General features: G+C 63.7%; 14 protein-coding genes, 1 other RNA gene and 1 pseudogene. 11 read left to right on the top strand and 5 right to left on the bottom strand.

Features of this window, described 5'->3' with window-relative positions; genetic code table 11:
* Positions 1-12: 12 nt before the first annotated feature.
* The 4 genes from pknB (at position 13) to H9X91_RS05165 (ending at position 5,065) form a co-directional block, all read left to right on the top strand.
* Entirely contained in the window at positions 13-2,016 is a 2,004-nt protein-coding gene (pknB, locus tag H9X91_RS05150) for a Stk1 family PASTA domain-containing Ser/Thr kinase (RefSeq protein ID WP_204803202.1), read from the top strand.
* A complete protein-coding gene (rsgA, locus tag H9X91_RS05155) occupies positions 2,006-2,920 on the top strand; it encodes a ribosome small subunit-dependent GTPase A (protein WP_204803204.1) in 915 nt (304 codons plus the stop codon). Before pknB ends, rsgA begins: the two co-directional genes overlap by 11 nt.
* A 195-nt stretch (positions 2,921-3,115) precedes the next feature.
* Complete coding sequence (locus tag H9X91_RS05160; RefSeq protein WP_204803206.1) at positions 3,116-3,271, top strand: hypothetical protein; 156 nt, start codon at positions 3,116-3,118, stop codon at positions 3,269-3,271.
* A gap of 255 nt (positions 3,272-3,526) precedes the next feature.
* Positions 3,527-5,065: a DUF3794 and LysM peptidoglycan-binding domain-containing protein gene (locus H9X91_RS05165; RefSeq protein WP_204803208.1), complete on the top strand. Its 1,539-nt coding sequence runs from the start codon at positions 3,527-3,529 to the stop codon at positions 5,063-5,065.
* A gap of 116 nt (positions 5,066-5,181) precedes the next feature.
* On the opposite strand, the gene H9X91_RS05170 is transcribed toward H9X91_RS05165, so the two are convergent.
* From H9X91_RS05170 to H9X91_RS05180, 3 genes are all read right to left on the bottom strand, one after another.
* Positions 5,182-5,967 carry an amino acid ABC transporter ATP-binding protein gene (locus H9X91_RS05170; protein WP_204803209.1) on the bottom strand — a complete coding sequence of 262 codons (786 nt, stop codon included), beginning with the start codon at positions 5,965-5,967 and terminating at the stop codon, positions 5,182-5,184.
* A gap of 15 nt (positions 5,968-5,982) precedes the next feature.
* Positions 5,983-6,756: an amino acid ABC transporter permease gene (locus H9X91_RS05175; protein ID WP_204803211.1), complete on the bottom strand. Its 774-nt coding sequence runs from the start codon at positions 6,754-6,756 to the stop codon at positions 5,983-5,985.
* Between the two features lie 103 nt (positions 6,757-6,859).
* On the bottom strand, positions 6,860-7,735 hold the full coding sequence (locus H9X91_RS05180; protein WP_338111945.1) for a transporter substrate-binding domain-containing protein: 876 nt from the start codon (positions 7,733-7,735) through the stop codon (positions 6,860-6,862).
* 222 nt (positions 7,736-7,957) lie between these two features.
* Here H9X91_RS05180 and spoIVA point away from each other — a divergent pair, with 222 nt between their 5' ends.
* The 7 genes from spoIVA to H9X91_RS05215 all read left to right on the top strand — a co-directional run bounded on the left by spoIVA (position 7,958) and on the right by H9X91_RS05215 (position 13,565).
* On the top strand, positions 7,958-9,433 hold the full coding sequence (spoIVA, locus tag H9X91_RS05185; RefSeq protein ID WP_204803213.1) for a stage IV sporulation protein A: 1,476 nt from the start codon (positions 7,958-7,960) through the stop codon (positions 9,431-9,433).
* A gap of 182 nt (positions 9,434-9,615) precedes the next feature.
* Positions 9,616-9,825 (top strand): DUF1858 domain-containing protein, encoded by a 210-nt coding sequence (locus tag H9X91_RS05190; protein WP_021750706.1) that lies wholly within the window; start codon positions 9,616-9,618, stop codon positions 9,823-9,825.
* A 72-nt stretch (positions 9,826-9,897) separates the two neighbouring features.
* Positions 9,898-10,614, top strand: a complete 717-nt coding sequence (locus H9X91_RS05195; protein ID WP_204803215.1) for a class I SAM-dependent methyltransferase — start codon at positions 9,898-9,900, stop codon at positions 10,612-10,614.
* Positions 10,592-11,383 carry a Nif3-like dinuclear metal center hexameric protein gene (locus tag H9X91_RS05200; protein ID WP_204803217.1) on the top strand — a complete coding sequence of 264 codons (792 nt, stop codon included), beginning with the start codon at positions 10,592-10,594 and terminating at the stop codon, positions 11,381-11,383. The genes H9X91_RS05195 and H9X91_RS05200 overlap by 23 nt, the downstream gene beginning before the upstream one ends.
* A 6-nt stretch (positions 11,384-11,389) precedes the next feature.
* Entirely contained in the window at positions 11,390-12,127 is a 738-nt protein-coding gene (locus H9X91_RS05205) for a YebC/PmpR family DNA-binding transcriptional regulator (RefSeq protein ID WP_204803220.1), read from the top strand.
* A gap of 279 nt (positions 12,128-12,406) precedes the next feature.
* Complete coding sequence (locus H9X91_RS05210; protein ID WP_204803222.1) at positions 12,407-13,387, top strand: helix-turn-helix domain-containing protein; 981 nt, start codon at positions 12,407-12,409, stop codon at positions 13,385-13,387.
* Between the two features lie 13 nt (positions 13,388-13,400).
* Positions 13,401-13,565, top strand: coding sequence for a hypothetical protein (locus tag H9X91_RS05215; RefSeq protein ID WP_204803223.1), 165 nt, complete (start codon positions 13,401-13,403; stop codon positions 13,563-13,565).
* 39 nt (positions 13,566-13,604) lie between these two features.
* Here the strand turns inward: H9X91_RS05215 and rnpB are convergent.
* Positions 13,605-14,172: RNase P RNA component class A (gene rnpB, locus H9X91_RS05220), an RNA gene on the bottom strand.
* Positions 14,173-14,215: 43 nt separating this feature from the next.
* A pseudogene (locus tag H9X91_RS14310) lies at positions 14,216-14,788 on the bottom strand (cysteine hydrolase family protein).
* Positions 14,789-14,914: the final 126 nt, after the last annotated feature.

A 14,914-nucleotide genomic window follows, 5' to 3' on the forward strand; every position in this document is an offset into this window, starting at 1 on the left:
GGGGGGAGACACATGGAACACAAGGACCCTTATATCGGGAGAATGCTGGACAACCGCTATGAGATCCTGGAGCGCATCGGCACCGGGGGCATGGCGGTGGTCTACAAGGCCAAGTGCCACCGGCTGAACCGGCTGGTGGCCGTCAAGATCCTGAAGAGCGATTTGGCCCAGGACGAGGACTTCCGCCGCCGCTTCAACGCGGAGTCCCAGGCTGTCGCCCAGCTGTCCCATCCCAACATCGTGTCGGTGTACGACGTGTCCCGGGGCGGCGATATCGAATATATCGTCATGGAGCTCATCGACGGCATCACGTTGAAGCAGTACATGGAGAAGCGGGGCCAGCTGAACTGGCGGGAGTCCCTGCACTTCATCACCCAGATCATGCGGGGCCTCTCCCACGCCCACAGCCGTGGGATCGTCCACCGGGACATCAAGCCCCAGAACGTGATGGTGCTGCGGGACGGCAGCGTGAAGGTGGCCGACTTCGGCATCGCCTGCCTGGAAAACGCCGCCCAGACCCTGACCCAGGAGGCCCTGGGCTCCGTCCACTACATCTCCCCGGAACAGGCCCGGGGGGACCGGATCGACGCCCGCAGCGACATCTACTCCGCCGGCGTGGTGCTGTATGAGATGCTTACCGGCCGCCTGCCCTTTGAGGGGGACAGCGCCGTGTCCGTGGCCATCCAGCACCTGAGCTCCGTACCCCTGGCCCCCCGGGAGATCAACCCCGATATCCCGGAGCAGCTGGAGCTGATCTGCATGAAGGCCATGGCTCCGGATCTGGACAAGCGGTATCCGTCTGCAGATGCCATGATCGCCGATCTGGAGGCGTTCCGGAAAAACCCCGGCGTGAACCTGGACTTTGAGCTCAGCGACCTGCGGACAGAGGAGTCTGACGAGCCCACCCAAAAGCTGCGGACTCCGGTCCCGCCCCAGAGCCACCGGCCGGGTCGGGAGTCCGCGTACGAGCGGAGCCGCCGCTATGAGGACGACCGATACGACGAGCGGCCCTCCCGCCTCAGCGGCGGCAAGAAGGCGGCTTTGATCGGCGGCGGCGCCGTGGTGGTCGTGGTGGTCCTGTTCTTCCTGTTCCGGGCTATCTTTGCCTCCATGGTCCCGGCAGCGGCGGACACCTACGCCGTGCCCCGGCTGATCGGCATGACGGAGGAGCAGGCCAACCAGCAGGCCAGCGTGGCGGACGGTACCTTCCAGGTGGTAGTGGCGGGCACGGAGGCCAGCGACGCCGCCGTGGGCGAGATCGTCCGCCAGGACCCGGAGCCGGAGACGGAGAAGAAGGGCGAACTGCCCATCACCATCAACGTCTGGATCAGCGCCGGGGAGGACGTGGGCACCATGCCGGACCTGACCACCAACCCCGTGACCTATGAGCAGGCCCTGACCATCCTGCAGGATCTGGTGGAGGAATACGAGCTGAATATCCAGCCCTATGAGGAGACCCAGAAGGAGTACAACGACGAGCTGGCCGCCGACGTCATCATCTCCACCACCCCGGCAGCGGAAGCGGAGCTCCACAAGGGGGACACCATCACCTTCGTCCTCAGCCGGGGCCCTCAGACCGTGCCGCTGATCCCGCTGGAGGGTCTGGAATTGTCGCAGGCGCAAAAGCAGCTGGATGCCATGGGGCTGGTTGCTGAGGTCCATGAAGAGGCCAGCGACACGGTGCAGGAGGGCTATATCATTCGGCAGAATCCAGAAGCCACGACAGAGGTGCCCGCCGGCAGCACCGTGGAGCTGTGGGTCAGCACCGGGCCAGAGGACTCCACCGGTGAAGAGGGGATGGAGATGATTATGATTCCCCTGCCGGATGATCGGGAAACTGTAACACTTCAGGTACTGCAGGACGGCAATGAAATTCTCAATGAGACGGTAAACTGCGCTGACTATCAGTACACGTTCCCCCTGCCTGTGTATGGCAGCGGAACTTCCTATGTGGAAATTCTGATTGACGGTCAGCACAGCAGTGCTTCCCAAGAGGTGACGTTCGGTGGGCTGTGAGGGACGGATCCAGAAGGCCCTCAGCGGCTTCTACTATGTGAATACCGGCGCTGAGGTCCTCACCTGCCGGGCAAGAGGCAAGTTCCGGAAGGAAGGCGTCTCTCCCCTGGTGGGGGATCGGGTGGAGGTCCGGGAGCTGGGCAGCGGCGAAGGGGTCGTGGAGGCCATCCTGCCCCGGAAGAACGCCTTCGCCCGGCCGGCGGTGGCCAACATCGACCAGCTGGTGGTCATCGCCTCCGGGGCCATCCCAAAGACAGATCCCTTCCTCATCGACCGGGTGGCGTCCATCGCCGCCCTGAAGGGCTGCGATGTGGTGGTGCTGCTGAACAAGTGCGATCTGGACAGCGCCGACGAGCTGTATGAAATCTACAACGCCGCCGGGTTCCCCACCCTGCGGGTCAGCGCCGAAACAGGCGAGGGCATTGAGAAGCTGAAACCTCTGATCGCTGGGAAGCTGTCTGCCTTTACAGGCAACTCCGGCGTTGGCAAATCCAGTATTCTGAATGCCCTGGACCCCGAATTCAACATCCAGGTGGGGGACGTGAGCCAGGCCCTGGGCCGCGGCCGCCACACCACCCGGCATGTGGAGCTGTTCCACCTGAACTGTGGGGCGGATGTGGTAGACTCCCCGGGCTTCTCCTCCTTTGAGACGGACGAACTGAACCTGGAGCTGAAGCACCGCCTGCCGGAGACGTTCGTGGAGTTCCGGCCCTACCTGGACCAGTGCCGCTTCGTGGGGTGCAGCCACACCAAGGAGAACGGCTGCGCCGTGCTGGAGGCGGTGCGGGAGGGAAAGATCCAGAAGAGCCGGCATGCCAGCTATGTCCGATTGTACGAGGAGCTGAAGCCCCTCCAGGACTGGCAGGAGAAAAAGAGACAGGCAAAAAGCCCGCCGCGTCAGTAGACGCGGCGGACTTTTTGCAGTCAGGAGATAGAAGATAGGAGGTAGAAGGTTTGATATCCGGCAGAGCCGGACGCATTAAGATTGCCGCCGCAGGCAGCACCATAACTTCTAACTCCTATTTCCTGACTCCTCACTCTCCCCGCACCCTTCCCGCCGGACCGTATATAATGAGAGTGAGAAAGGGGCGTGGGACGTATGTTTCGAAGAGGCGGCGGATGCACGCTGCTGGGCATCTGTGCGGCGGCGCTGGGGGCGGGGATCCTGATCGCGGCGATCTTCCCGGCGGGGCTGCTGATGTTTCTGGTGGCATTCCTGCTGATCGCGTGCGGCTGCGCCTGCTGCCGGCGTTAGAAAGGAGCGAGTTGGATGCGGATCATGGTGTGGAAGTCCCCCAAGGCACTCAGCGGAATCTTACGAAAGCTGTTCAGGATATCGGAATAACCAGTCCCGGCCGAACATACAGTGTCAGCAGAGCGAGACTCCGTGGACATACGTAGCGGCGGCAGGGGCGGGAGAAGCGCCGCCGGCGGCCTCTTCCGTCCCTGCCGCCAGTTGCCTGCGGCGGGCTGTCCCCGGAGGACAACGGCCGGAAAGGAAGGGCGAACCATGGAACTGGAATTGAAAAAGACCTGCCTCGACGCCTATGAGACGAGCGCCGAGCTGACACTGACCCAGGAGGAGACGGCGGAGACCATCGTGCCGGACTACTGCCCGGACATCGCACGGATCATTGAGACCACGGGCCGGGTGTTTCTCCACAGCCGGGAGCTCCGGGACGGCAGGGGAACGGTCTCCGGAACGGTCCGGGTGACGGTGCTGTACACGCCGGAGGGGGAGGGAGGCATCCGAACCCTGGAATTTGCCATGCCGTTCACCGCGGAGAGCGACGGCCGCGGCCTTGCCGATTGTGCCGTCCTGCTGGCAGAGACAGAGACGGAGTTTCTGGAGACCCGGATGCTGAATCCCCGGAAGGTGTTCACACACTGCAAGCTGGTGACCCGCCTCACCGGCTTCCAGCGCAGGCCCCTGTGGATCTGTACGGACGTGGAGGCAGGGCCGGAGCTGTGCATCGAAAAAAAGCAGGAACAGCAGCATGTCATCCTGCTGACGCATATCGTGGAGAAGGACTTCACCTTCTCTGAGCAGATGGACCTTTCTCCGGGCCGGGAGGGGGCGGCAGAGCTCCTTACCAGCCAGGTGTGCCCTGCGGTAACAGAGACAAAGATCGTGGGCAGCAAGCTGCTGTTCAAGGGCATCTTCACTGTCAGCCTTCTGTACCGGACGGCGGACGGCCGCTGCTGCACGTCCTCCGGAGAACTGCCCTTCTCCCAGATCATGGAGGTGGAGGGGGTACCGGAGGGGGCGGAGCCCACAGTCCAGCTGCAGCTCACAGGTGCGGACCTGCAGGTGGACGGCGCCGACGCCGAGGGCCGGGAGATCGCTGTGACGCTGTATCTCCACGCTACGGCTCTGGTGCGCCAGACCCAGGAGGTCAGCATCCTCAGCGACCTGTACTCCACAGCCTACGACCTGACCTATGACGCCGCGCCGCTGGAGCTCACCTCCCTCCGGGAGCAGCTTGCCCGCCGCCAAAGCGTGCGGGAAGTGTTGGAGATCGGCGTGGTGGCGGACTCTATCCTGGCACTCTCCGTCACCTGCGGGCCGGTGGCCGTCAGCCGGGAGGGGGAGAGCACCGTTCTGCGGACCGGAGCGGATCTGCGGGCGCTGTATCTGGACGAGGGGGGCGTGCCCCTGGTGGCAGAACGGACCATCGATGTCAGCTGCCAGCTGGAGCTGCCGGAGGACTGCCGGGTCACTGCACGAGCTGCCTGTCGGGCGGAGATCCAGGGCAGTCTGACGGACCGGGGCATCGAGGTCCGGTTCCCGGTGGACTTCCAGGGGGCAGCGGCAGCGCGGGTGAAGCGGGCCTGCGTGTCCGGCGGCAAGATCGACACCGATGCTCCCAAGGACACTGCCGGCGCTCCGTCCCTGGTGCTGCGCTGTCTTGGAAAGCAGGAGACTGCCTGGGACCTGGCGAAGCGATACAACACCACCATCGGCGTGATCCTGGCGGCCAACCAGCTGGAGACGGAGGGGGACATCCCCAGGGACCAGCTGCTGCTGATCCCTCGGAAGCGGGCATAACCTCCTCAAAGCAGTTTCCCGCTTTGAAGAAAGCGCCGGTCCTCTGCGGGCAGGGTTCAGGAGACAAAAAGAGCGGAGCTTTTGGCTCCGCTCTTTTCTTGCGTTCTCTGGGATTCTCAGCCCTCGGAATACCGGGAGAGGAACTGCCGGGTCCGCTCCTCCCGGGGGTGCTCGATGACCTGGCGGGCATCGCCCTGCTCCACGATGACGCCGCCGTCCATAAAGATCACCTGGTCCGCCACATCCCGGGCGAAGGCCATCTCATGGGTGACGATGATCATGGTGGTCCGCTGCTCCGCCAGCTCCCGGATGACCCGCAGCACCTCACCGGTGAGCTCCGGGTCCAGGGCGGAGGTGGGCTCGTCAAAGCAGAGGATATCTGGGCGCAGCGCCAGGGCCCGGGCGATGGCCACCCGCTGCTGCTGCCCGCCGGAGAGCTGGCTGGGGTAGTGGTCCGCCCGCTCACTGAGGCCCATCTTCGCCAGCAGCTCCCGGCCGTCCGCCTGGATGTCCTCCAGGATCTTTTTCTTGTTCTCCTTGAAGTCCAGCTGCTCCTGGGCCAGCAGCTCCCGGGCCAACGTGACGTTCTTCAGGGCCGTGTACTGGGGGAACAGGTTGAAGGACTGGAATACCAGCCCGAAGTGGAGCCGCTTTTTCCGCACCTCGCTCTCCCGCTGGGTGGCGGGATCGGCGGCGTCGAAGATCAGATTGCCGGCCACGGAGATGGTGCCCTGGTCCGGTTTCTCCAAAAAATTCAGGCACCGCAGCAGCGTGGTCTTGCCGGAGCCGGAGGAGCCGATGATGGCCAGGGCCTGGCCCTGCTCCAGATCAAAGCTGATATCCTCCAGCACCCGGGTGGCGCCGAAGTGCTTTTCGATGTGATGTACTTCCAGAATTGCCATACAGCGTTTCCCTCCTTACTGAAAGAAGTCCAGCTTCTTTTCCAGCTTGCCCAACAGCACCGTGACGATGCCGCTGAAGATCAGATAGTAGACGGCAGTGAAGAACAGCGGCCAGGTGAGGCCGGCGATGCCGGAGTTGCCCTTCATGAAGGACTCTCCCATCCAGATGACCTCCTGCAGGGCGATGACCCGGGCCAGGGAGGTGTCCTTCACCAGGGTGATGATCTCGTTGGAGATGGGGGGCACGATGCGCTTGATCATCTGCAGCAGGGTGATGTGGCGGAAGATCTGGGATTTGGTCATGCCCAGGACCTGCCCGGCCTCCTGCTGGCCCTTGGGCACCCCCTGGATGCCGCCCCGGTAGATCTCGGAGAAGTAGCAGGCGTAGTTGATGATGAAGGCCACGCACACGGCCATCATCCGGCCGGACTCGCCGCTGGGCCAGCTGAACCACCGCTGGATGCCGGGCACATAGAATAAGGCGATGATCTGCAGCACCAGAGGTGTGCCCCGAATGACCCAGACCACCAGGCGGCAGATGAGGCGGATAGGGCGGAAGGCGATAAGGGCCTTGGCGATCCGGCCCGGCGCCCGCTTCTGCCGCCGCAGGAACCAGTGGACCGGCCGGGCAAAAGGCGCTAGGCGGCTCATGGAGCCGAAGCTGATGACAAGCCCCAGGGGCAGCGCCCCGATGAGGGTGATGAAAAACAGCTGGAGGGTCTTGAGAAATCCGCTGTTCAGGGCGGACAGCACGGTCTGAAATGTGCTGGAGGTGAAAAATTCGATCATGGTATCGTCCTCTCAAGGTCAGTGTGATGGAGGGGAAAGCCGCCGAAAAGCAGAGCGCGCAGCGCGCGCTCTGCTTTTGGATGGCGTTCGCAGGGACAGAGGGTCACTCCAGGATCACGGCGTCCTGCAGGCCGTAGGTGGTGGCCACCTCCAGCACGGTACCGTCGGCCACCTTCTCCGTCAGGAAGGTATTGAAGGCGTCCACCAGGTCGGAGCCCTGCCGGAAGCCCACGCCGTACTCCTCAGAGGGCAGGTCCTGGGCCTCGTTCAGGTTCAGGCTGTAGACCAGATCGGCGTAGCTGGTGCCCTCGCCGGTCATCTCGGCGGCCATCAGCACGTCGATGACGGCGGCGTCGGACGTGCCGGCGGCAACCTCCATCAGGGCGTTGGACTGAGCCTGGACCGGCACGGTGGTGGCGCCCAGGGCCACGGCGGCGTCCTCACCGGCGGAGCCGGACTCCACGGCGATATTCAGGCCCTCCAGGCTGGTCAGGCCCTCGAACTCAGCGGCCCGGTCAGCGGAGTAGACCAGGGTCTGGTAGTTGGTGCAGTAGGGGTTGGACGTGCCCATGGCGGCCACCACGTCCTCAGTGAGGGTCATGCCGTTCCACACGCAGTCGATGGCGCGGGAATTCAGCTCCTCCACCTTGTAGTCCCAGGTGATCTCCTGGAACTCCACGGAGACGCCCAGGCTCTCGGCGAACAGCTTGGCCAGATCGGCATCAAAGCCGATCCACTCGTCGCTGCCCTCCGCCTTGTAGTCCATGGGAGCAAAGTAGGTGATGCCCACCACCAGAGAGCCCTTGTCCTGGACATAGGCCAGGTCGCTATCGGTTTCGGTGGTCTCGTCCGTGGCGGTGTCTTCCGTGGTCTGGTCGTCGGTGGCGGTCTCGCCGTCAGAGGTGCCGCCGCAGGCGGCCAGGGAGAGCACCATGGCAAGGGCCAGCAGGAGAGCCCAAAGCTTCTTCATGTTTTTCATCGTCGATCCTCCAAATCTCCGAACGGGGATCCCGTTCGTTTCATTACATTAGCAGTTTACCACACTAAATTATTTCTGTAAAGCCGCAAAAACGGCCAAGAACAGAGAAGCCTGTTGCCGGAATTTGTGCATCTTCTCCAAAACAAGACGGGCTGTCATACTTTGTTCCGCTGGGACATAGAGATGGAACAAGACTATGGAGCGGAAAAAGGACGGGATGCTATGAATACCAGTATCTATCAGAATATCGCCACCCGCACCGCTGGGGATATTTATATCGGTGTGGTGGGCCCCGTGCGCACCGGGAAGTCCACGTTCATCAAACGGTTCATGGAGACCCAGGTGATCCCCAACATCGATAACGTGTACCGGAAGGAGCGGGCCCGGGATGAGCTGCCCCAGAGCGGCTCCGGCCGGACCATCATGACCGCCGAGCCCAAGTTCGTCCCGGAGGAGGCCGCCCAGATCCAGCTGCCGGACGGGGGAAACTGCTCCGTGCGGCTTATCGACTGCGTGGGCTACATGGTGAAGGGAGCCATCGGCCAGATGGAGGACGACGCCCCCCGGATGGTCACTACCCCCTGGTACGACCACGAGATCCCCATGACCGAGGCGGCGGAGATCGGCACCCGGAAGGTCATCGCTGAGCACTCCACCATCGGCATCGTCATCACCACCGACGGCACCATCTCCGACATCCCCCGGGAGGACTACCTGGAGGCGGAGGAGCGGGTGATCCGGGAGCTGCAGGAGCTGGGGAAGCCCTTCATCGTTCTGCTGAACTCCGCCGACCCCCGGGGCGACCGGGCCCAGGCCATCGCCAAGGACATCTCCTCCCGGTACGAGGTCCACTGCATGGCTGTCAACTGCCTGGAGCTGGACGAGGACGCGGTGGCCGCCATATTGAAGGCGGTGCTCTACGAGTTCCCCATGCAGGAGCTGGACCTGTTCCTGCCTCCTTGGGTGGACGCTCTGCCTGCCAGTCACCCCATCAAAGCGGGACTGTACGACGCCGTCCGCCAGAACACTGCACAGCTCCGCCATATCCGGGAGGTGGAGGGCGTCATCGCCGCCCTGGGAGAGAGCGAACACATCAGCGAGGCGAAGATCACCGCCATCGACCTGGGCACCGGCGTGGCCGCAGCTCGTCTGGCCCTGCCCCGGGAGCTGTTCTACCAGACCCTGTCGGAGCAGTCCGGCTTTGAGGTGGCCGATGACGGGGACCTGATGAGCCTGCTTACCAAGCTGGCGGCGGTGAAAGCGGAGTACGACAAGGTGGCATCCGCCCTCCGGGACGTGCGGGAGACCGGCTATGGCATTGTGGTGCCGGGCATCGACGAGCTGAAGCTGGAGGAGCCGGAGATCATGAAGCAGGGCGGCCGTTACGGCGTTCGGCTGAAGGCCAGCGCCCCCAGCATCCACATGATCCGGGCGGACATCGAGACTGCTGTCAGTCCCATCGTGGGCAACGAGAAGCAGTCCGAAGACATGGTGAACTACCTGCTCCAGGAGTTCGAGGGGGACACCAGCAAGATCTGGCAGTCCAACATCTTCGGCCGCAGCTTCCACGAGCTGGTGAACGAGGACCTGCAGGCCAAGCTGAAGCGGATGCCGGAGGACGCCCGGCGGAAGCTCCAGGAGACGCTGACCCGCATCATCAACGAGGGCAGCGGGGGACTCATCTGCATCATTCTATAAAAGCGGCCCCGGCGGGCACCGGATGTCCGGTGCCCGCTTTCCGGCTGCCCCGGCCGGACAGGCCTCCTTTGGGCCGGAACTTCCGGATTTCCAGGCTTTTCTGAGATTTTCTCTTGAAAACAGGCGAAAACTAGAGTATAATACCTCTGCTGAATTTTAGATTAGAATTGGAGGAACCTCTGATGATCGAGATCAAGAAGGACACCATCATCGGTGACATCCTGGACGTGGCGCCTCAGACCGCGCCCATCTTCCTGTCCATCGGCATGCACTGCCTGGGCTGCCCCTCCTCCCGGGGCGAGACCGTGGAGGAGGCCTGTATGGTCCACGGCGTGGACTGCGACAAGCTGCTGGCCCTGGTGAACGAGGAAGCCAACAAGAAGGCGGAATAATTCCAAATCTGCGGGACGCATACGGGAGCTGCCTGTATGCGTCCTCCGCCGACAGCCGGACAGGAGGGCGCCATGGGAAAACATCTGGAACTGACGCCGCGCCTGCGGCAGATCGCCGCCTGGGTGCCGCAGAACGCGCACCTCGCTGATGTTGGCACGGATCACGCCTATCTGCCCGTGTGGCTGACGCTGCAGGGCCGCGTGGCCTCTGCCATTGCCAGCGATCTGCGCCGGGGCCCCCTGGACCGGGCCCGCCAGACCGGCCGGCGGTACGGCGTGGAGGAGCGCATCACCTACCGCCTGGGCAACGGCCTGGCGGCGGTGCAGCCGGAGGAGTGCGACACCATCGTCATCGCCGGCATGGGGGGCGAGAACATCGCCCAGATCCTGGCCCGCGCGCCCTGGACCGCCGATGGCGGCCACACGCTGCTGCTCCAGCCCCAGAGCCGGGCGGAAGCGCTGCGGGCCTTCCTGGCGGAGAACGGCTATGCCATCCGGCGGGAGGCGCTGGTGCGGGACCGGGGATTCCTCTATCCCGTCATGGAGGCCGGGGCGGGGGAGATGACCCTGACCCTGGGCCAGCAGTGGGCCGGGGCGGATCTGCTCTATGACCCTCTGGGGGACCGGTACATCATCGAGAAGATCATCCAGCTCCAGGCGGCGGCGGCCGGGTCCAACCGGGCGGCGGCACAGTCGGCCAGGGAACGGGGCGACTACGCCCGGGCCGTCATCACGGAGCTTCTGCAAATGAGGGAGGAATGGCGCCATGCCAACGGTCCGGGAAATTGAACAGGCCCTGTTCCGCCTGGCCCCCAAAGAGGGCGCCATGGACTGGGACAACGTGGGGCAGCTGCTGGGGGACCCGGACCGGGAGGTCCGGCAGGTCCTGGTGGCTCTGGACATCACGGAGGCTGTGGCGGACGAGGCCATCGCCCAGGGGTGCCAGCTGATCGTCAGCCACCACCCGGTGATGAACTGCAAGTGGCTGCCGGTGCAGTCCGTCCGGCAGGACACGCCCCAGGGGCACCTGCTGCTGAAAATCCTGAAGAACGACCTGTCCGCCATCTGCATGCACACGAACCTGGATGTGGCCCCCGGCGGCGTCAACGATGCGCTGGCCGCCGCCCTGGGGCTGGAGGACCCTGGGCCGCTGGAGGTCACGGACGGGATCTGCCGGGTGGGACACCTGTCAAGTCCTATGCCTTTCCAGGCATTCGCCCAGCATGTCTGCCGGTGTCTGCGGGCCAACGGCGTCCGGTACGCCGGGGCAGAGGGCCCGGTGCAGAAGATCGCGGTGGGCGGCGGCGCCTGCGCCGACTATGCGGACGCGGCCATCGCCGCGGGGTGCGACGTGTTCGTCACCTCGGACCTCAGCTATCATGAATTCCTGGACGCGGAGGGGAAGGGCATCCGCCTGATCGACGCGGGCCATTTCCCCACCGAGGACCCCGTGTGCGCCGTGCTGGTGGAGTATCTGTGCGGACAGTTCCCGGGCCTCGACGTGTCCAAGTCCGCCTCCCACCGGGAGGTCATCCAGTATTACGTAGAAGGAGAGTAATCAGCTATGTCCGGACATTCCAAGTGGCATAATATCCAGAAGACCAAGGGTGCGGCCGACGCCAAGCGCTCCGCCGCCTTCACCAAGATCGCCAAGGAGATCATCGTGGCCGTGAAAGAGGGCGGCGGCTCCGGCGACCCCAACAACAACTCCCGTCTGGCCACGGTCATTGCCAAGGCCAAGGCTGTGAACATGCCCAACGACAACATCAAGCGCACCATCGACCGGGCTCTGGGCGCCGGCAGCACCGACAACTACGAGGCCGTCACCTACGAGGGCTACGGCCCCGGCGGCGTGGCCGTCATCGTGGAGGCCCTGACTGACAACCGCCAGCGCACTGCGCCGGAGGTCCGCCACGCGTTCGACAAGTGCAACGGCAACCTGGGCGCCCAGGGCTGCGTGTCCTGGTCCTTCGACAAGAAGGGCGTCATCGTCATCGACAACGAGGAGGGTGAGCTGGACGAGGACACCGTCATGATGGATGCCCTGGAGGCCGGCGCCGCCGACTTCGAGGCCGACGGCCCCGCCCTGGAGATCACCTGTGACCCCGACGCCTTCAACGACGTGGTGAAGGCCCTGGAGGGGAAGGGCTACGCCTTCGCCAGCGCGGAGATCGAGATGGTGCCCCAGAATTACATCACCCTCACCGGCGAGGGAGACGTGAAGAACATGGAGAAGCTCATCGACATGCTGGAGGACAACGACGACGTGCAGAACGTCTGGCACAACTGGAACAACGACTGAGCCATCGCTGGATACCGAGAGGACGGGGAGACCCGTCCTCTTTTCATCTCCTAAAAAATAAACAAAACTTAACTTTTGTGTAATCAGCGCGCAAGAGAGGTCCAATGTATTCACATAGAGAAGAAGCCACCCATTTGGGCGGGGGAAAACAGCCATGCTGATGGCAGGACATTGCATTCCTGCGGAAGCAGCCCCCTGTAGGAGCAGAACTCTCCTCTCTACCACCAGTCGGTTGCCAAAATCCGACGATTCGGCTACACTGGACCCGAGGTGATACACATGAACAAGGAGCGGCTTGGCAATTTCATCGGCGGCGAGCGCCGGTCCCTGGGCCTGACCCAGAAGGATCTGGCCGCCCGGCTCCACGTGACGGACAAGGCCGTCAGCAAGTGGGAGCGGGGAATGAGCTATCCAGACGTGACGCTGCTGGAACCTCTGGCGGGGGCGCTGGATCTGACGGTGGAGGAGCTGATGGCCTGCCGGCGGCAGGCGGTGAAAGGAGAGGAGGAGACCATGCAGAACCTGTTGGACATCTCCCGGGACAGCGTGCGGAAGGAGCGGCGGCGATCCTGGCAGCGGCTGGCGGCGGTGCTGGTGCTGCTGGCCATCACAGCCGCCGTGGTGGCGTGGACGCAAATTATGGTGACAGAGGACGTACGGGACACACTGGTGCTGATGGAGACCGTGGACAGCGTAGACTATGTGTACATCGAGGGGGAGGAGGGCCACCTCATCAAGCTGAAGTGCGGAGGCGGTGTGAACATCGACGGCGTTCAGCTCGCAGATCAGGCGGGAGACAAACAGATCTTCCAAATCTCCTGCCGCTACAGCCGGCTGACCCGAGAGGGCACTGTGACAGCGCTGGAGGCAACCGGCAACTACTCCCTGGGCGGGATCATGGACGCCCAAATGGACGAAGGGGAGGGGCCGCTGTTCGGCCTGTCCATGGTGTACCGCAAGAGCGAAAACTACTACCCCAATCCATACGGGGAGGGTTACCTGTGCGACTATATCTGCTGGGTCTATACCAATCTGGGACCCTTTGATTCCAGGGACATCCTGCGGGTGGAGGACTGCGTCACCGCCACGCCCTGGGACGCCGACGGCGACGGCATCGACGAGCTGGTGGTCCGCACCCGCTGGCCGGAGAAACCCTATTCCGTCTACGATATGGTGGACGGGGAAGTGCAGGCGGTCTCCTGGCCGGACACGGTGCCGGAGGAGATTCGGGAAAATCTGACGTGCATTTGGGAACAGTGAGGAGGTGCCGCCCATGGAGACCAATACAGCCACCCTCTGGGAGCTGTGGGTGGACCCGGTGCGGCGGATCGTCTCCTTCCACCCGGAGGCGGGCGGGCAGTATCTGGCCTTCCGGAGCCGGGAGCTGTTTCTCCGCTGCATCGACCAGTACACCGCGCAGCAGTACCGGTATCAATAGGGACCAAAAGAGGCCCTGGCGTTCGCCAGGACCTCTTCTTGTACGAGCAAGACTGTAAGCCGGGTTCTGTATTTGACAGTCATCTATCTCGACGCATCGTTGCCGATACGCTCCAGCCACCCCGGGAGCGGCCGGGCCAGCCTTGGGGGTCGGACCCCCTGCTCCCATACCGGTGTTGCTCCGGATAGAGTTTACAGCGACGGACAGTCTCCAGCCGTCGGGTGCGCTCTTACCGCACCTTTCCACCCTTACCTCGTCGTCGCAAGCTCCATATCCTTCGCTTCCGCCTTGCGGCGAAAGCTCACTCATTCCGCTGCTCCTCCTCTTCCGAAAAGAACCGCTTCGCTGGGTTCTTTCCGGAGTGGGGGACGCGGTGGCGCTGCACGCACTGTATCCTGCCGAACCAACGTGGAACGGCGCCGTCATCGTGGGTTGCGCTGATGACAGCGAAGGATATGGAGCTTGCGACGACGGGGCGGTATATCTCTGTTGCACTTTTCCTGAAGTCGCCTTCGGCGGGCGTTACCCGTTATCCTTGCCCTGTGGAGCCCGGACTTTCCTCACGACCGGCCTTTCGGCCTGGCCGCGCGACTGTCTGTCTTACTCGCCCGTCTATTTTACCGGAATCCGGCGGGATTGTCAACGCCTGGTCACTCTGCGGCCTCCACATCGGCGGCGGTCACCAGGGCGTCCCGCTGGAGATACCGGATGGCCCGCAGGGAGGCCGCGTGGGCCTCCGGATCAGAGCCGGCCACCGCGTCCGCCACCACCCGGATGTGGTAGTCCCACTGGTGGGCATCCGCGGCGGTGTAGTGGATACACACGTCCGTCAGGCCGCCCACCAGCACCAGCGTGTCCACCTGGAGGCCCCGCAGCAAGATCTCCAGATCCGTGCCGAAGAAGGCGCTGTACCGCCGCTTGACCACCCGGTACTCCCCCGGCAGGGGATAGGTGAGCTAGGCGAAGTCCGTGCCGGGGCTGTCCTCCAGACAGTGGGGCCCCTCGGCGCCATCCAGCTCCCGGCCGAAGTCCACATGATCCGCCCGGTGGGCCTCCTGGACATGGATCACCGGCAGGCGGCGGGCCCGGAACACGTCCAGCACCCTCCGGGCACTGCGGATGCAGTCCCAGGTAGGGTCCGCCAGATTGTCCGGGGTCATGTTCTGAAAGTCCTCCTGCTGGATGTCGATGACCAGCAGAGCGCAGTTGGTTCCCAGCTTCATGGCTGTCACTCCTTTTTGATGATTTTCGAAGGGGGACAGCCGGGCTCAGTCCCGGTCAAAATTGACGCCAAGGCTCATTTTCATCTCGGCAGCGCTCCTTTCCTGATGGTGAGGCCAGTATACCAG

This window comes from Oscillibacter valericigenes (assembly GCF_016902445.1).
Taxonomy (GTDB): Bacteria; Bacillota; Clostridia; order Oscillospirales; family Oscillospiraceae; genus Oscillibacter; species Oscillibacter avistercoris.